Annotated in this window: 16 protein-coding genes and 1 tRNA gene; all 17 read left to right on the top strand. The window is 54.3% G+C overall.

The window, feature by feature from the left end:
* Positions 1-2: 2 nt before the first annotated feature.
* The gene (locus RAC60_RS07390) at positions 3-719 is read left to right on the top strand and encodes a succinate dehydrogenase iron-sulfur subunit (protein ID WP_058701095.1); all 717 of its coding nucleotides are present in this window, start codon (positions 3-5) and stop codon (positions 717-719) included.
* A gap of 200 nt (positions 720-919) precedes the next feature.
* Positions 920-3727: a 2-oxoglutarate dehydrogenase E1 component gene (gene sucA, locus RAC60_RS07385; protein ID WP_006118456.1), complete on the top strand. Its 2808-nt coding sequence runs from the start codon at positions 920-922 to the stop codon at positions 3725-3727.
* 15 nt (positions 3728-3742) lie between these two features.
* Positions 3743-4966 (top strand): 2-oxoglutarate dehydrogenase complex dihydrolipoyllysine-residue succinyltransferase, encoded by a 1224-nt coding sequence (odhB, locus tag RAC60_RS07380; protein WP_006118457.1) that lies wholly within the window; start codon positions 3743-3745, stop codon positions 4964-4966.
* A 68-nt stretch (positions 4967-5034) separates the two neighbouring features.
* Positions 5035-6201 (top strand): ADP-forming succinate--CoA ligase subunit beta, encoded by a 1167-nt coding sequence (sucC, locus tag RAC60_RS07375; protein WP_006118458.1) that lies wholly within the window; start codon positions 5035-5037, stop codon positions 6199-6201.
* Positions 6201-7076 carry a succinate--CoA ligase subunit alpha gene (sucD, locus tag RAC60_RS07370; protein WP_006118459.1) on the top strand — a complete coding sequence of 292 codons (876 nt, stop codon included), beginning with the start codon at positions 6201-6203 and terminating at the stop codon, positions 7074-7076. Before sucC ends, sucD begins: the two co-directional genes overlap by 1 nt.
* A gap of 743 nt (positions 7077-7819) precedes the next feature.
* Positions 7820-9391 carry a cytochrome ubiquinol oxidase subunit I gene (gene cydA, locus RAC60_RS07365; protein ID WP_375093179.1) on the top strand — a complete coding sequence of 524 codons (1572 nt, stop codon included), beginning with the start codon at positions 7820-7822 and terminating at the stop codon, positions 9389-9391.
* An 11-nt stretch (positions 9392-9402) separates the two neighbouring features.
* On the top strand, positions 9403-10542 hold the full coding sequence (cydB, locus tag RAC60_RS07360) for a cytochrome d ubiquinol oxidase subunit II (protein WP_039337989.1): 1140 nt from the start codon (positions 9403-9405) through the stop codon (positions 10540-10542).
* A 15-nt stretch (positions 10543-10557) separates the two neighbouring features.
* Positions 10558-10671: a cytochrome bd-I oxidase subunit CydX gene (gene cydX / locus RAC60_RS07355; protein ID WP_006118462.1), complete on the top strand. Its 114-nt coding sequence runs from the start codon at positions 10558-10560 to the stop codon at positions 10669-10671.
* Positions 10671-10964 carry a cyd operon protein YbgE gene (gene ybgE / locus RAC60_RS07350; protein ID WP_006118463.1) on the top strand — a complete coding sequence of 98 codons (294 nt, stop codon included), beginning with the start codon at positions 10671-10673 and terminating at the stop codon, positions 10962-10964. Before cydX ends, ybgE begins: the two co-directional genes overlap by 1 nt.
* A gap of 181 nt (positions 10965-11145) precedes the next feature.
* Positions 11146-11550 carry a tol-pal system-associated acyl-CoA thioesterase gene (ybgC, locus tag RAC60_RS07345; RefSeq protein ID WP_006118464.1) on the top strand — a complete coding sequence of 135 codons (405 nt, stop codon included), beginning with the start codon at positions 11146-11148 and terminating at the stop codon, positions 11548-11550.
* Positions 11547-12233 carry a Tol-Pal system protein TolQ gene (gene tolQ, locus RAC60_RS07340; RefSeq protein WP_033739349.1) on the top strand — a complete coding sequence of 229 codons (687 nt, stop codon included), beginning with the start codon at positions 11547-11549 and terminating at the stop codon, positions 12231-12233. The genes ybgC and tolQ overlap by 4 nt, the downstream gene beginning before the upstream one ends.
* Positions 12234-12246: 13 nt before the next feature.
* Positions 12247-12675, top strand: coding sequence for a colicin uptake protein TolR (gene tolR / locus RAC60_RS07335; protein ID WP_006118466.1), 429 nt, complete (start codon positions 12247-12249; stop codon positions 12673-12675).
* Positions 12676-12701: 26 nt separating this feature from the next.
* The gene (gene tolA / locus RAC60_RS07330) at positions 12702-13997 is read left to right on the top strand and encodes a cell envelope integrity protein TolA (RefSeq protein WP_375093177.1); all 1296 of its coding nucleotides are present in this window, start codon (positions 12702-12704) and stop codon (positions 13995-13997) included.
* A gap of 115 nt (positions 13998-14112) precedes the next feature.
* Positions 14113-15408 carry a Tol-Pal system beta propeller repeat protein TolB gene (tolB, locus tag RAC60_RS07325; protein WP_375093175.1) on the top strand — a complete coding sequence of 432 codons (1296 nt, stop codon included), beginning with the start codon at positions 14113-14115 and terminating at the stop codon, positions 15406-15408.
* A gap of 52 nt (positions 15409-15460) precedes the next feature.
* Positions 15461-15982 (top strand): peptidoglycan-associated lipoprotein Pal, encoded by a 522-nt coding sequence (gene pal / locus RAC60_RS07320; RefSeq protein ID WP_006118469.1) that lies wholly within the window; start codon positions 15461-15463, stop codon positions 15980-15982.
* A 9-nt stretch (positions 15983-15991) separates the two neighbouring features.
* Positions 15992-16798: a cell division protein CpoB gene (cpoB, locus tag RAC60_RS07315; protein WP_033739354.1), complete on the top strand. Its 807-nt coding sequence runs from the start codon at positions 15992-15994 to the stop codon at positions 16796-16798.
* 166 nt (positions 16799-16964) lie between these two features.
* Positions 16965-17040: transfer RNA gene (locus tag RAC60_RS07310), tRNA-Lys, on the top strand.
* The last annotated feature ends 23 nt before the right edge of the window (positions 17041-17063 follow it).

Here is a 17063-nt window from a genome sequence, read left to right as displayed (position 1 = left end):
TCATGAGACTAGAATTTTCGATCTATCGTTATAACCCGGACGTCGATGATAAACCGCGCATGCAGGATTACAGCCTGGAAGCGGAAGATGGCCGTGACATGATGCTGCTGGACGCGTTGATCCGTTTAAAAGAAAAGGATCCTACGCTGGCTTTCCGTCGCTCGTGCCGTGAAGGCGTGTGCGGATCAGATGGCCTGAACATGAACGGTAAAAACGGCCTGGCCTGCATTACGCCGGTTTCCGCTTTAGGCAACGGTAAGCAGAAGATTGTGATTCGTCCTCTGCCTGGCCTGCCTGTGGTGCGCGACCTCGTGGTAGACATGAGCCAGTTTTATACTCAGTATGAGAAAATTAAGCCTTACTTGTTAAACAACGGTGAAAACCCACCTGCGCGTGAGCATCTGCAGACGCCAGGCGAGCGTGAGCATCTGGACGGCCTGTATGAGTGTATTCTCTGCGCCTGTTGCTCAACCTCATGCCCGTCGTTCTGGTGGAATCCCGATAAGTTCATCGGGCCTGCGGGTCTGCTGGCGGCATACCGCTTCATTATTGACAGTCGCGACACCGAAACCGATGCGCGTCTGGATAATCTGAGCGATGCATTCAGCGTGTTCCGCTGCCACAGCATCATGAACTGTGTCAGCGTGTGTCCTAAAGGTCTTAACCCCACGCGCGCCATCGGCCATATCAAGTCGATGCTGCTGCAACGCGGGGCATAGTGATACAGCCGGGAACCTCAGGTTCCCGGTGTTTTACGGAAGCCTCTTTAAACGCGGTTCCGACCACGTTTACAAAGGTTCCCTTACGGGCCGGGCGCGCGCTGCGCACAGTGCTCGTATCGCTGAACTCACTACGGCAAACCGCGAAAGCGGCAACAAATGAAACCTCAATAAAGCATAACATTGCTTAAGGGATCACAATGCAGAACAGCGCGATGAAGCCCTGGCTGGACTCCTCCTGGCTGGCCGGCGCGAATCAGTCTTACATAGAGCAACTCTATGAGGATTTCCTGACCGATCCTGACTCTGTGGATGCAGTGTGGCGCTCGATGTTCCAACAGTTACCAGGCACGGGAGTGAAACCCGAGCAGTTCCACTCCGCGACCCGCGAATATTTCCGTCGCCTGGCGAAAGACGCATCTCGTTACACCTCCTCAGTCACCGATCCGGCAACCAACTCCAAGCAAGTGAAAGTGCTGCAACTGATCAACGCGTTTCGTTTTCGCGGCCATCAGGAAGCAAACCTGGATCCGCTTGGCCTGTGGAAACAGGACCGTGTTGCCGATCTCGACCCTGCTTTTCACGATCTGACCGACGCCGATTTTCAGGAAAGCTTTAACGTAGGTTCTTTTGCTATTGGCAAAGAAACCATGAAGCTGGCCGATCTGTTCGAGGCGCTGAAGCAGACTTACTGTGGTTCGATTGGTGCAGAGTACATGCACATCAACAACACCGAAGAGAAACGCTGGATTCAGCAGCGTCTCGAATCCGGTGCTGGCCACTGTTCGTTCAGCGGTGAAGAGAAAAAAGGTTTCCTGAAAGAGCTGACTGCGGCAGAAGGCCTTGAAAAATATCTGGGCGCAAAATTCCCGGGTGCCAAACGCTTCTCGCTGGAAGGCGGTGATGCACTGGTGCCTATGCTGCGTGAGATGATTCGTCATGCAGGTAAAAGCGGCACCCGCGAAGTGGTGCTGGGGATGGCGCACCGTGGCCGTCTCAACGTCCTGATTAACGTGCTGGGTAAAAAGCCACAGGATCTGTTCGACGAGTTCTCAGGCAAACATAAAGAACACCTGGGCACCGGTGATGTGAAATATCACATGGGCTTCTCATCGGATATCGAAACCGAAGGCGGTCTGGTACACCTGGCGCTGGCCTTTAACCCGTCTCACCTGGAAATTGTCAGCCCGGTGGTCATGGGGTCGGTGCGTGCCCGTCTGGATCGTCTGGCTGAGCCGGTCAGCAACAAAGTGCTGCCCATCACTATTCACGGTGATGCGGCGGTCATTGGTCAGGGCGTGGTGCAGGAAACCCTGAACATGTCTCAGGCCCGCGGCTATGAAGTCGGTGGCACCGTGCGTATCGTGATCAACAACCAGGTGGGTTTCACCACCTCGAATCCGAAAGACGCGCGTTCTACACCGTACTGTACTGACATTGGTAAAATGGTGCTGGCACCGATTTTCCACGTCAATGCGGACGATCCGGAAGCGGTGGCCTTTGTAACCCGACTGGCGCTGGACTATCGCAACACCTTTAAACGCGATGTGTTTATCGATTTGGTGTGCTATCGCCGCCATGGTCACAACGAAGCGGATGAGCCAAGCGCCACGCAGCCGTTGATGTACCAGAAAATCAAAAAGCATCCCACACCGCGTAAAATCTACGCCGATCGTCTGGAAAGCGAAGGTGTCGCGTCGCAGGAAGATGCCACCGAAATGGTCAATCTGTACCGTGATGCGCTGGATGCCGGCGAATGCGTGGTGCCAGAATGGCGTCCGATGAGCCTGCACTCCTTCACGTGGTCACCGTATCTGAATCACGAGTGGGATGAACCCTATCCGGCTCAGGTGGACATGAAGCGTCTGAAGGAGCTGGCGCTGCGTATCAGCCAGATCCCTGAAGAGATTGAAGTCCAGTCTCGCGTCGCCAAGATCTATAACGATCGTAAGCTGATGGCCGAAGGCGAGAAAGCGTTTGACTGGGGCGGGGCTGAAAATCTGGCGTACGCCACGCTGGTCGATGAAGGCATTCCGGTACGTTTGTCGGGTGAAGACTCCGGCCGTGGCACCTTCTTCCACCGTCATGCCGTAATCCACAATCAGACCAACGGTTCAACCTACACGCCACTGCACCATATTCATAACAGTCAGGGTGAATTCAAAGTCTGGGACTCTGTCCTGTCTGAAGAAGCCGTGCTGGCCTTTGAATACGGTTATGCCACCGCAGAGCCGCGCGTGCTGACCATTTGGGAAGCGCAGTTCGGCGATTTTGCTAACGGTGCGCAGGTGGTGATTGACCAGTTCATCAGCTCCGGCGAGCAAAAATGGGGCCGTATGTGTGGCCTGGTGATGCTGCTGCCACACGGCTATGAAGGTCAGGGCCCTGAGCACTCCTCCGCCCGTCTGGAACGTTATCTGCAGCTCTGCGCTGAGCAGAACATGCAGGTCTGCGTACCCTCAACACCGGCTCAGGTTTACCACATGCTGCGTCGTCAGGCGCTGCGCGGTATGCGCCGTCCGCTGGTGGTGATGTCACCGAAGTCGCTGTTGCGTCATCCTCTGGCGATTTCCTCGCTGGATGAACTGGCAAACGGCAGCTTCCAGCCAGCGATTGGCGAAATTGACGATCTGGATCCGCAAGGCATCAAGCGCGTCGTGTTGTGCTCCGGTAAGGTCTACTACGATCTGCTGGAACAGCGCCGTAAAGACGAAAAAACCGATGTCGCTATCGTGCGTATCGAACAACTTTACCCGTTCCCGCATCAGGCGGTACAGGAAGCGTTAAAAGCGTATTCCCACGTACAGGATTTTGTCTGGTGTCAGGAAGAGCCACTGAACCAGGGTGCCTGGTACTGTAGCCAGCACCATTTCCGTGATGTGGTACCGTTTGGTGCAACGCTGCGTTATGCAGGTCGCCCGGCATCGGCTTCACCGGCCGTGGGTTATATGTCCGTACATCAACAACAGCAGCAAGACCTGGTTAATGACGCACTGAACGTCAATTAATTAAAAGGAAAGATAATGAGTAGCGTAGATATTCTCGTTCCCGACCTGCCTGAATCGGTTGCAGATGCCACAGTAGCAACCTGGCACAAGAAACCAGGCGATGCAGTCAGTCGCGATGAAGTCATCGTCGAAATTGAAACCGACAAAGTGGTTCTGGAAGTGCCGGCGTCTGCGGACGGCGTGCTGGAAGCCGTACTGGAAGAGGAAGGGGCAACCGTTACCTCTCGTCAGATTCTCGGCCGCCTGAAAGAAGGCAACAGCGCTGGCAAAGAAAGCAGTGCGAAAGTCGACAGCAACGAATCCACACCAGCCCAGCGTCAGACCGCTTCTCTGGAAGAAGAGAGCAACGATGCGCTGAGCCCGGCGATTCGTCGTCTGATTGCCGAACACAACCTTGATGCCTCACAGATCAAAGGCACCGGCGTGGGTGGACGTTTAACGCGCGAAGATGTTGAAAAACATCTGGCGAACAAACCGCAGGCAGACAAAGCCGCGGCACCGGCATCTGACGCGCAGCCTGCCCAGCAGCCTGTGGCTAACCGCAGCGAAAAACGTGTGCCAATGACGCGCCTGCGTAAGCGCGTGGCGGAACGTCTGCTGGAAGCCAAGAACAGCACCGCCATGTTGACAACCTTCAACGAAATCAACATGAAGCCGATTATGGATCTGCGTAAGCAGTACGGCGAAGCGTTCGAGAAGCGTCACGGTGTGCGTCTGGGCTTTATGTCGTTCTACATTAAAGCCGTGGTGGAAGCGCTGAAGCGTTACCCTGAAGTCAACGCCTCAATTGATGGCGAAGACGTGGTTTACCACAACTACTTTGATGTCAGCATCGCCGTTTCTACCCCACGCGGCCTGGTGACCCCTGTTCTGCGTGATGTGGATGCGCTGAGCATGGCTGACATCGAGAAGAAAATTAAAGAACTGGCAGTAAAAGGCCGTGACGGCAAGCTGACGGTTGACGACCTGACGGGCGGTAACTTCACCATCACCAACGGTGGTGTGTTTGGTTCACTGATGTCAACGCCAATCATCAACCCGCCACAGAGCGCAATCCTGGGCATGCACGCCATTAAAGATCGTCCTATGGCGGTGAATGGTCAGGTTGTGATCCTGCCAATGATGTACCTGGCGCTCTCTTATGATCACCGTTTGATCGATGGTCGTGAATCTGTCGGCTATCTGGTCGCAGTGAAAGAGATGCTGGAAGATCCGGCGCGTCTGCTGCTGGATGTCTGATTCATCACTGGGCACGCGCTGCGTGCCCAACCTCAATACTCTTTTCAGATCTGAATGGATAGAACATCATGAACTTACACGAATACCAGGCTAAACAGCTGTTTGCACGGTATGGCATGCCAGCACCGACCGGCTACGCCTGTACTACACCACGTGAAGCAGAAGAAGCGGCATCGAAAATCGGTGCAGGCCCGTGGGTAGTTAAATGTCAGGTTCATGCCGGTGGCCGCGGTAAAGCGGGCGGTGTGAAGGTAGTTAACAGTAAAGAAGACATCCGTGCTTTCGCTGAAAACTGGCTGGGTAAACGTCTGGTGACCTACCAAACTGACGCCAATGGCCAGCCGGTAAACCAGATTCTGGTTGAAGCGGCGACCGACATCGATCAGGAGCTGTATCTGGGTGCCGTGGTCGACCGTGCAACGCGTCGCGTGATCTTCATGGCGTCAACCGAAGGTGGCGTGGAAATCGAGAAAGTGGCGGAAGAAACCCCGCACCTGATCCACAAAATGGCGCTTGATCCGCTGACCGGTCCTCAGCCTTATCAGGGCCGTGAGTTGGCGTTCAAACTGGGCCTGACCGGCAAGCAAGTCAGCCAGTTCACCAAAATTTTCATGGGCCTGGCGACCATGTTCCTGGAACGTGACCTGGCGATGGTTGAGATCAACCCGCTGGTCATCACCAAACAGGGCGACCTGATCTGTCTGGATGGCAAACTGGGTGCCGATGGCAATGCCCTGTTCCGTCAGCCAGAGCTGCGTGAAATGCGCGATCCAAGCCAGGAAGACCCACGTGAAGCACACGCAACGCAGTGGGAACTGAACTATGTTGCGCTGGAAGGCAACATCGGTTGTATGGTTAACGGCGCAGGCCTGGCGATGGGCACCATGGACATCGTTAAGCACCACGGCGGTCAGCCAGCAAACTTCCTGGATGTCGGCGGCGGCGCGACCAAAGAGCGCGTAACGGAAGCCTTCAAAATCATCCTGTCTGACGATGCCGTGAAAGCGGTTTTCGTTAACATCTTCGGCGGCATCGTGCGTTGCGACCTGATCGCAGACGGCATCATCGGTGCAGTGGCAGAAGTGGGTGTGAACGTACCGGTTGTGGTACGTCTGGAAGGTAACAACGCTGAGCTGGGCGCTAAGAAACTGGCGGACAGTGGTCTGAACATCATTGCAGCAACCAGTCTGACAGACGCGGCACAGCGTGTTGTTGCTGCTGCGGAGGGTAAATAATGTCCATTTTGATCGACAAAAACACCAAAGTCATTTGCCAGGGTTTCACCGGCGGACAAGGGACGTTCCACTCTGAGCAGGCGCTGGCTTACGGCACGCAGCTGGTCGGCGGTGTGACGCCAGGCAAAGGCGGCACCACTCATCTGGGCCTGCCGGTGTTTAACACCGTGCGTGAAGCGGTTGAAGCCACTGGCGCAACGGCTACCGTCATCTACGTTCCGGCTCCGTTCTGTAAAGACGGTATCCTGGAAGCGATCGATGCCGGCATCAAGCTGATCATCACCATCACCGAAGGCATCCCGACGCTGGATATGCTGACCGTGAAAATGAAGCTGGATGAAGCGGGCGTTCGCATGATCGGGCCAAACTGCCCGGGTGTGATCACCCCAGGCGAATGTAAGATCGGTATCATGCCGGGCCACATTCATCAGCCAGGCCGCGTCGGTATCGTATCGCGTTCAGGTACGCTGACGTATGAAGCCGTTAAGCAGACTACCGATATCGGTTACGGCCAGTCTACCTGTGTCGGTATTGGTGGTGACCCGATCCCGGGTTCTAACTTCATCGACATCCTGAAAATGTTCCAGGACGATCCACAGACTGAAGCGATCGTTATGATCGGTGAAATCGGGGGCAGCGCGGAAGAAGAAGCGGCTGCCTTTATCAAAGATCACGTGACCAAGCCGGTTGTGGGCTACATCGCAGGCGTGACCGCGCCGAAAGGCAAACGTATGGGCCATGCAGGCGCCATCATCGCCGGCGGTAAAGGTACGGCAGACGAGAAGTTTGCTGCACTGGAAGCGGCGGGCGTGAAAACCGTACGCAGCCTGGCTGACATCGGTGATGCTGTTAAAGCCGTTCTGCCAGCGAAGTAATCGCATCCACTGAAAAAGCCACCTTCGGGTGGCTTTTTTTATGGCTGGCAAAACATTGCCGCACAGCCACAAGGCCGGTCACGAACGTGGGTAGTGAAAAAAGGGCGCTGGCCGGACGGGCAGGGCGGATTGCAGGCAGGATGATTGCCTGTCACTCACTTAAAAAATACGCTGCCCTCAGGCCCGTTTTTTAGATATTGAATAAGAACGTGAAATAACCATTAAATTAATTTAAGTATTGCCCCGTTTATTTGCTATGATGAATTCAGCCCACCGCATCGTCGTCGCGGATCGTTAAGTTATTAAACAGGGATCAAAGTTAAATTTCTTTATAATTAAAAATTAATAAGAGACAATTTTTTAACAAAGAACGCTTAAGAACATATTTCTATCTTTGCTTCATTATTCCAGATCAACTTCCCCTTATATATAACAAACTTTACCGCTAGCAAAGCCTACCGTTAAGCGCTTAAATTGCGCTGCATCAATCCAGCCTTTTAAAAAAATAAACAAACGTTTGTTCAAATACGGGAAAGCATCAATTTTTATTTATCCCCCGTTAAGCGTTTGAACCACGCCGCTGCGTTGATGTTTAACCAGGTTAGATTAACCGCTACTCCCTCATCTCAGGCCGCACAGCGTTATGACCTGCCGATGATAAAACTGGAATCAATAATCAGTCGTTCCTGACGCTTATTCGGCCCACACGGCTCAGGCGTTCATGCGAGGAGCAAGGAGTTTTTATGCTAGATATCGTCGAACTGTCGCGTTTACAGTTTGCCTTAACGGCGATGTACCATTTCCTGTTTGTGCCATTAACGCTCGGTATGGCGTTTTTACTGGCCATCATGGAAACGGTATACGTCCTGAGTGGTAAACAAATCTATAAAGATATGACCAAGTTCTGGGGCAAGTTGTTTGGTATTAACTTTGCCCTGGGCGTGGCCACCGGACTGACAATGGAATTTCAGTTCGGCACCAACTGGTCTTATTATTCTCATTATGTTGGCGATATTTTTGGTGCGCCGCTCGCGATTGAAGGCTTAATGGCTTTCTTCCTGGAATCCACCTTTGTGGGCCTGTTCTTTTTCGGCTGGGATCGCCTGGGTAAAGTGCAGCATCTGGCGGTGACCTGGCTGGTCGCAATCGGTTCGAATATGTCGGCACTGTGGATTCTGGTAGCGAATGGCTGGATGCAAAACCCCATCGCCTCTGAGTTTAACTTTGAAACCATGCGCATGGAGATGGTGAGCTTCTCTGAGCTGGTATTAAACCCGGTTGCGCAGGTGAAATTCGTGCATACCGTGGCGGCAGGCTATACCACAGGAGCCATGTTTATTTTAGGCATCAGCGCCTGGTATGTACTGAAAGGCCGTGACATGGCGTTTGCAAAACGCTCTTTTGCCATCGCGGCCAGTTTCGGCATGGCGGCGGTGCTGTCGGTGATTGTGCTGGGTGACGAATCCGGTTACGAGATGGGCGACGTACAGAAAACCAAGCTGGCCGCTATTGAAGCGGAATGGGAAACCCAACCGGCACCGGCCGCCTTTACGCTCTTTGGCGTGCCCGATCAGTCAGCGCAGCACAACAAGTATGCGATCCAGATCCCTTATCTCCTAGGGCTCATCGCCACGCGGTCGACCGATACGCCGGTGACCGGACTAAAAGAACTGCTGGCGCAACACGAAGTGCGAATTCGTAACGGTATGAAGGCTTACGCGCTGCTGGATGAACTGCGACAGGGCAATACCGATCCGGCCGTCCGCGATGCCTTTAACCACAGCAAAAAAGACCTGGGTTATGGTCTGCTGTTAAAACGCTATACCGCGAACGTGTCGGATGCCAGTGAAGCGCAGATTAAACAGGCCACGCAGGATTCGATTCCTCGCGTCGCACCGCTCTACTTTGCGTTCCGTATCATGGTGCTTTGCGGCGTGCTGCTGCTCGGCGTCATTGCGCTGTCATTCTGGAGTGTGATTCGAAATCGCATTGGTCAACAGCGCTGGTTACTCAAAGCCGCACTGTACGGCATTCCGCTGCCGTGGATTGCGGTAGAAGCGGGCTGGTTTGTGGCGGAGTACGGTCGTCAGCCCTGGGCGATTGGGGAAGTCCTGCCCACTGCGATTGCGAACTCCACGCTGACCGTGGGCGATGTCCTGTTCTCAATGATACTGATTTGCGGACTGTATACCCTGTTTCTGGTGGCCGAGATGTACCTGATGTTTAAGTTCGCGCGTCTGGGGCCCAGCAGCCTGAAAACAGGGCGCTATCACCATGAACAGATCGTTAAAAACGCTCAGCCGGTGCGTGGATAAGGAGAAGCCCCATGTTTGATTATGAAGTTCTGCGCTTTGTCTGGTGGCTGCTAATCGGCATTCTGCTGGTGGGCTTTGCCGTCACCGATGGTTTCGATATGGGCGTCGGGATGCTGACGCGCGTATTAGGCCGGACCGATACCGAGCGTCGTGTGATGATCAATTCTATCGCGCCGCACTGGGACGGCAATCAGGTCTGGTTGATCACCGCCGGTGGCGCACTGTTTGCCGCCTGGCCGATGGTGTACGCCGCCGCGTTTTCCGGCTTCTACGTGGCGATGATTCTGGTGCTGGCCTCGTTGTACTTCCGTCCGGTAGGCTTTGACTATCGCTCAAAAATCGAAGATGCACGCTGGCGCGGTGCCTGGGACTGGGGCATTTTTATCGGCAGCTTTGTCCCGCCGCTGGTGATCGGCGTCGCCTTTGGCAATCTGCTGCAGGGCGTGCCTTTTCATGCCGACGAGTACATGCGGCTGTATTACACCGGAAACTTTTTCCAGCTGCTGAACCCCTTTGCACTGCTGGCCGGTGTGGTGAGCGTTGCCATGATACTGACGCAGGGTGCGACCTATCTGCAAATGCGCACCACGGGCGAACTGCACCTGCGTTCACGCATCACGGCGCAGATTGCCGCGCTGGTGATGATGGCGTGTTTCGCGCTGGCTGGCGTCTGGGTAAGGTACGGTATTGACGGCTATGTGGTGACCAGCACGCTTGATCACTTCGCTGCTTCTAATCCCCTGGGGAAAACCGTGGTGCGCGAAGCGGGGGCCTGGATGGTGAATTTCCAGCAGCATCCTGTGTTGTGGTTATTCCCGCTTCTGGGCGTGGTGTTGCCCTTACTGACCGTAATGTGTTCGCGCGGAGAAAAGGGCGGCTGGGCGTTTCTCTGCTCATCGCTGACGCTGGCCTGCGTCATCATGACCGCCGGCATCGCGATGTTTCCGTTCATTATGCCGTCCAGTACCGTTCCCGGCACCAGCCTGACCATGTGGGATGCCACCTCCAGTTTGCTGACGCTGGAAATTATGACCTTCGCGGCGATAATTTTTGTGCCGGTTATTCTGCTCTATACCAGTTGGTGTTACTGGAAGATGTTTGGTCGTATCACTAAAGAACATGTTGAGCGCAACAGTAACGCACTTTATTAATAAAGGAGACGACATATGTGGTATTTTGCCTGGATTCTCGGCACCCTGCTGGCCTGTGCCTTTGGCATCATCACCGCGCTGGCGATAGAACATATCGAAGACAGCGCCGACGCGGAACGCCAGTCGTAATGCGCACAGGCATCCAGACAGGTTATCGCCTGATGGATAAGGGCCCGCTCCGGGCCCTTTCTCTGATACTCGCCTTATGGCTGGCCGGCTGCCTGTTATGGGACCCCGCGCGCTATGCAACCCGCCCGGAAGGCATCCTGCTATGGCAGGGCATCGTACTGATTTGGGCGGTCTGCACGGGGGTTATTCACGGCAGCGGATTCCGTCCGCGCCGTTTACGCTGGCGTGCGTTCTTTGCGCCATTGCCCGCCTTACTGGTACTCTTCTGGGCGCTGAGTCACTTTTATCGCTGACGACCTGTCACCCTTCACCCCAGGCGCGTGAGTTTACTTCAGCGTCTGGTCAAGAAACCTCCATTAATGACGTCCGGTTGTAACCAACTGATAATTATTTTCTCCTGGCTCTGACAGCCCATTCCCAACCCTAATTGTCTTGCGTATAGTAGCAACGTTTAAAACGAGGCCGGGATGTAGAGTGAGTACAACGCTGTTTCGCTGGCCGGTTCGGGTCTACTATGAAGATACCGATGCCGGTGGTGTGGTTTATCACGCCAGCTATATCGCTTTTTATGAACGAGCACGTACCGAAATGCTGCGTCAGCACCATTTCAATCAGCAGGCGCTGTTAGAACAGCAGGTTGCTTTTGTGGTACGGCGCATGACGGTGGACTATCTTTCGGCGGCACGTCTTGATGACCTTCTGGAGATCCAGAGCGAAGTGACATCAATGACGCGGGCGACGATGACATTCTCCCAGCGTATCGTGAACGCAGAAGGCAAAGTGCTCAATGAGGCAGAGGTCCTGATTGCCTGCATCAACCCACACCTAATGAAGCCGATTGCGCTTCCCAAGTCTATTGTCGCGGAGTTCAAGCAGTGACTGACATGAACGTTCTTGATTTGTTCCTGAAGGCGAGCCTTCTGGTCAAACTTATCATGTTGATTTTGATCGGCTTTTCGATTGCCTCCTGGGCAATCATCATCCAGCGCACGCGAATTCTGAATGCGGCGGGAAGGGAAGCTGAAGCCTTTGAAGACAAATTCTGGTCCGGCGTTGAACTGTCTCGCCTCTATCAGGAAAGTCAGGGACGTCGTGAAGAGCTGGCGGGTGCCGAGCAAATCTTCTACGCCGGCTTCAAAGAGTTTGCCCGTTTACATCGCGCGAATAATCATGCGCCTGAAGCGGCTGTTGAAGGCGCGAGCAGGGCCATGCGCATTTCCATGAATCGCGAACTCGAAGCGCTGGAAACCCACATTCCTTTCCTGGGCACGGTTGGCTCAATCAGTCCTTATATCGGTCTGTTTGGTACGGTCTGGGGGATTATGCATGCGTTTATTGCCCTGGGGGCGGTCAAACAGGCCACCCTGCAGATGGTGGCACCGGGGATTGCAGAAGCATTGATCGCCACCGCGATCGGTCTGTTTGCTGCGATTCCTGCCGTAATGGCGTACAACCGACTGAACCAGCGCGTCAATAAACTGGAGCAGGGCTACGACAACTTTATGGAAGAGTTTACGGCTATCCTGCATCGTCAGGCTTTCTCCAGCGACAGCGCTAAGTAAACAGAGGTAAATGATGGCCCGAGTGCGTGGTCGCGGTCGCCGCGAGCTAAAGTCGGAAATTAACATCGTTCCACTGCTGGACGTTTTGCTGGTGCTGCTGCTGATCTTTATGGCAACGGCCCCCATCATCACGCAAAGCGTGGAAGTGGATTTGCCCGATGCAACAGATTCTAAGACGGTTTCCAGTGATGATAACCCACCCGTGATTGTTGAAGTGTCCGGCGTGGGACAATACAGCATGGTCGTCGATCACGATCGTTTGCCGCAGTTGCCGCCAGAACAGGTGATTAGCGAAGCGCAACGTCGTCTGGAAGCCAATCCGAAAACCGTCTTTTTGATCGGTGGTGCCAAAGAGGTACCTTATGATGAAATCATCAAGGCGCTGAACCTGCTGCATCAGGCAGGGGTTAAATCTGTCGGTTTGATGACGCAGCCGATTTAAAGTCGAACCGTTTTTGGGAACCGAGTGTGTCGAAGGCAACCGAGCAAAACGAAAAGTTAAAGCGCGCGATAATCATTTCGGTGATTCTGCATATCGTGCTGATCGCCCTGCTGATATGGAGCTCGTTTAATGAGCACATTGAGGCCAGCGGCGGCGGTGGCGGTAGCGATATAGAAGCGGTCATGGTCGATCCCGGTGCGGTGGTTGAACAGTATAACCGTCAGCAGAATCAGCAAAGCGACAGTCAGCGTGCGGAGCAGCAGCGCCAGAAACAGGCCCAGCAGCAGGCCGAAGAGCTTCAGCAGAAACAAGCGGCTGAACAGCAGCGGCTGAAAGAGCTGGAAAAAGAGCGACTGCAGGCACAGGAAGACGCGAAACAGCAGGCGAAAGCGCAGGCTGAACAGCAGAAGGCCGCCGAAGCCGCAGCGAAACAGGCCGAGGCGCAACAGAAAGCCGCCGAAGCGGCCGCGGCGAAAGCCAAAGCCGATGCGAAAGCGGAAGCGGATGCACAGGCGAAAGCCGCGGCAGACGCAAAGATGAAGGCGCAGGAAGAGGCGAAGAAGGCCGCAGCAGAGGCGAAGAAGCAGGCTGAGCAAGAGGCGAAAGCCGCAGCCGCAGAAGCGAAGAAGCAGGCCGAGCAGCAGGCGAAAGCTGAGGCTGCCGAAGCCGCAAAACAAGCTAAGGCCGAAGCGGCGAAACAGGCTAAAGCGGAAGCCGCGAAAGAAGCGAAAGCGGCTGAAGCCAAAGCCGCAGCGGAAGCGAAAGCCGCAGCCGCCCAGGAAGCGAAAGAGAAAGCAGCCGCCGCAGCGAAAGAAAAGGCCGCCAAAGAAAAAGCGGATGCCGCCGCCAAAGCGAAAGCGGAGGCTGCTGCCAAAGCAAAAGCGGATGCGAAGGCAAAAGCCGAGGCGAAAGCGAAAGCGGTCGCTGATGCCGCCAATGACAGCGACGTCGATGACCTGCTGGGCGGCTTAGCGTCCGGTAAGAATGCACCGAAAAGCGGCGCGTCGGGTGGAGCAGCAGGGCAGGGTAATCAGAAGAAGGCGGGTGCTTCTGGCGCAGATGTGAATGCGTATCTTGGGCAGATCACCAGCGCAATTCAGAGCCGTTTCTACGATGCGGACCTGTATAGCGGCAAAAGCTGTGACTTACGTATTAAACTTGCTCCTGATGGCATGCTGATTGATGTTAAATCAGAAGGCGGCGATCCGGCGCTGTGCCAGGCCGCTATCGCGGCGGCGAAGCAGGCACATATTCCGAAACCGCCTTCACAAGCGGTGTACGAAGTGTTTAAAAACGCCCCGATGCGTTTCAGACCGCAATAATGCAGTAACCTGCGGCAGGTTGATCTATGGTTAGCTTGCCGTACTCTAGTTGTACTCGTGGTTTTCAGGAACAGTGCCAATTATCGCGGACTCAGGTTCAGATAAGGGAGATAAAATGAAGCAAGCTCTTCGCGTAACGTTAGGCTTTTTTATCCTGCTGTGGGCAGCGGTGCTGCATGCAGAGGTTCGCATTGAAATCACCCAGGGCGTCAACAGCGCGCGCCCTATCGGTGTGGTTCCGTTTAAATGGTCTGGCCCAGGCGCGGCACCGGAAGATATCGGTGGTATCGTCGCAGCTGACCTGCGTAACAGCGGGAAATTTAACCCGCTTGATCGTTCACGTCTGCCGCAGCAGCCGACCAGTGCTCAGGAAGTGCAGCCTGCTGCATGGAGCGCACTGGGTATTGATGCCGTGGTTGTTGGACAGATTCAGCCGAATGCTGATGGCAGCTATCAGGTGTCCTATCAGCTGGTGGATACCGCAGGTGCACCAGGCACCGTGCTGGTGCAAAACTCCTATAAAATTACGAAACAGTGGCTGCGCTATGCGGCGCACACCGTCAGTGATGAGGCGTTCCAGAAACTGACCGGCATTAAAGGGGCGTTCCGTACCCGTATCGCCTATGTGGTACAGACCAACGGCGGTCAGTTCCCGTATGAACTGCGCGTTGCCGATTACGACGGTTACAACCAGTTTGTCGTGCACCGTTCACCGCAACCGCTGATGTCGCCTGCCTGGTCGCCCGATGGCAGCAAACTGGCGTATGTAACCTTTGAAAGCGGCAAGTCAGCGCTGGTGATTCAGACCTTGTCTAACGGCTCTGTCCGTCAGGTCGCTTCATTCCCGCGTCACAATGGTGCGCCAGCTTTCTCACCGGACGGCACCAAGCTGGCCTTCGCCCTGTCTAAAACCGGTAGTCTGAATCTCTATGTTATGGACCTGGCCTCCGGGCAGATTCGTCAGATTACAGATGGTCGTTATAACAGCACTGAACCAACCTGGTTCCCGGACAGCCAGACGCTGGCGTATACCTCTGACCAGGCCGGTGCGCCGCAGATCTACAAAATCAGCATCAATGGTGGTGCATCACAGCGCATTACCTGGGAAGGCGCTCAGAACCAGGATGCGGATGTAGCCAGTGATGGAAAATCAATGGTGATGATTAGCACCAGTGGCGGTGCTCAACACGTCGCCAAACAGGATCTGGTAACGGGAGCCGTTCAAACGTTAACGGACACGTTCCTGGATGAAACGCCGAGCCTGGCTCCAAACGGCACCATGGTAATCTACAGCTCGACTCAGGGCATGGGTTCTGTGTTGCAGTTGGTTTCAACCGACGGTCGTTTCAAAGCGCGTCTTCCGGCAACTGATGGACAGGTCAAATTTCCTGCCTGGTCGCCGTACCTGTAATGTCTGAGCTTTCTGACATTACAAAAAAATAAACAATAATGGGAATTTTCAAATGCAACTGAACAAAGTACTGAAGGGTTTAATGCTGGCTCTGCCAATCATGGCAGTTGCGGCGTGTAGCTCACACAAAAATAACAACAACGACCAGTCTGGCGCAGGTGCTGACGGCGCTTACGGTGCTAACTCTGGTATGAACAACGGCAACATGTCTTCTGATGAGCAGGCGCGTCTGCAGATGCAACAGCTGCAACAGAACAACATCGTTTACTTCGGTCTGGACAAATACGATGTTCAGCCTGACTACGCTCAGATGCTGGATCAGCACGCTAACTTCCTGCGTAGCAACCCGTCTTACAAAGTGACCATTGAAGGTCATGCGGATGAGCGCGGTACGCCAGAGTACAACATCGCCCTGGGCGAGCGTCGTGCTAACGCCGTTAAGATGTACCTGCAAGGTAAAGGCGTGTCTGCGGATCAGATGTCTATCGTATCTTACGGTAAAGAGAAACCAGCTGTTCTGGGCCACGACGAAGCGGCTTACGCTAAAAACCGTCGTGCCGTACTGGTCTACTAAGAGAATCACATGGTTAGTAACTTCAGACATCACCTGTTGAGTCTGTCGTTACTGATTGGCGTAGCGGCCCCCTGGGCCGCTCATGCCCAAGCGTCAATCAGTAGCGTTGGCTCCGGCTCGGTCGAAGACCGTGTCACCAGTCTCGAAAGAATCTCCAATGCCCAGGCACAGCTGATGCAGCAACTGCAGCAGCAGATGAGTGATAACCAGCGGGATATCGACTCATTGCGTGGGGAAATCCAGCAAAATACCTATCAGCTGAATCAGGTTATTGAGCGCCAGAAGCAGATCTATCAACAGATCGACAGTCTGAGCAGCAATAACAGCAGCAATGCCAGTCAGCCTGCCGCGGGTGCCGGTGACAATGCGGCTGCGGGCGCTGCGACAGCGGGCAACGATGCAGGTGCGGCCGCAGCCGGCAGCAGTGCGCCTGTTCAGAGTGGCGATGCTAACAGCGATTACAATGCTGCTGTTGCGCTCATTCTGGAGAAAAAACAGTACGATCAGGCCATCACTGCGCTGCAGGCGTGGGTGAAGCGTTACCCGGACTCGACGTATCAGCCGAATGCCAATTACTGGCTGGGGCAGCTGTTTTATAACAAAGGTAAAAAAGACGACGCAGCGTATTATTACGCCACGGTGGTGAAGCAGTATCCAAAATCCCCCAAGGCGGCTGAAGCGTTGTTTAAGGTTGGCGTGATCATGCAAGAGAAAAACGACACGGCAAAAGCCAAAGCCGTTTATCAGCAGGTGATCAAACTTTACCCGAACACCGAATCAGCTAAGCAGGCACAAAAACGCTTGTCTGGTATGTAATTTGTGCAGGTTTGACCGGATATCGATGGATTTCTGGTCTTGCCGCATGAAAGGTAGGCAATTGAACCCCTTAACAGAAAATAAGGGTTGCGCTACCTCGGTAAATCAGTAATATATGCCGCCGTTGCCGGGACACATTGCAAATGTGTCTGGCAAGCCTGAAGATGGGTCGTTAGCTCAGTTGGTAGAGCAGTTGACTTTTAATCAATTGGTCGCAGGTTCGAATCCTGCACGACCCACCATCTCCCGCAGGACGCTGTTCCCC

Source organism: Pantoea sp. BR_17, from assembly GCF_041955125.1.
Lineage (GTDB): Bacteria > Pseudomonadota > Gammaproteobacteria > Enterobacterales > Enterobacteriaceae > Pantoea > Pantoea stewartii.
The sequence above is the reverse complement of the archived record's forward strand: the minus strand, read 5'-3'. Positions and strand labels throughout refer to the sequence as shown.

Excerpts from the sequence above, each read along its gene's own strand:
- sucC (WP_006118458.1), top strand. The coding sequence starts at position 5,035 with ATGAACTTACACGAATACCAGGCTAAACAGCTGTTTGCACGGTATGGC.
- tolR (WP_006118466.1), top strand. The coding sequence starts at position 12,247 with ATGGCCCGAGTGCGTGGTCGCGGTCGCCGCGAGCTAAAGTCGGAAATT.
- pal (WP_006118469.1), top strand. The coding sequence starts at position 15,461 with ATGCAACTGAACAAAGTACTGAAGGGTTTAATGCTGGCTCTGCCAATC.
- odhB (WP_006118457.1), top strand. The coding sequence starts at position 3,743 with ATGAGTAGCGTAGATATTCTCGTTCCCGACCTGCCTGAATCGGTTGCA.
- cydA (WP_375093179.1), top strand. The coding sequence starts at position 7,820 with ATGCTAGATATCGTCGAACTGTCGCGTTTACAGTTTGCCTTAACGGCG.
- sucD (WP_006118459.1), top strand. The coding sequence starts at position 6,201 with ATGTCCATTTTGATCGACAAAAACACCAAAGTCATTTGCCAGGGTTTC.
- tolB (WP_375093175.1), top strand. The coding sequence starts at position 14,113 with ATGAAGCAAGCTCTTCGCGTAACGTTAGGCTTTTTTATCCTGCTGTGG.
- cpoB (WP_033739354.1), top strand. The coding sequence starts at position 15,992 with ATGGTTAGTAACTTCAGACATCACCTGTTGAGTCTGTCGTTACTGATT.
- ybgE (WP_006118463.1), top strand. The coding sequence starts at position 10,671 with ATGCGCACAGGCATCCAGACAGGTTATCGCCTGATGGATAAGGGCCCG.
- RAC60_RS07390 (WP_058701095.1), top strand. The coding sequence starts at position 3 with ATGAGACTAGAATTTTCGATCTATCGTTATAACCCGGACGTCGATGAT.
- cydB (WP_039337989.1), top strand. The coding sequence starts at position 9,403 with ATGTTTGATTATGAAGTTCTGCGCTTTGTCTGGTGGCTGCTAATCGGC.
- sucA (WP_006118456.1), top strand. The coding sequence starts at position 920 with ATGCAGAACAGCGCGATGAAGCCCTGGCTGGACTCCTCCTGGCTGGCC.
- cydX (WP_006118462.1), top strand. The coding sequence starts at position 10,558 with ATGTGGTATTTTGCCTGGATTCTCGGCACCCTGCTGGCCTGTGCCTTT.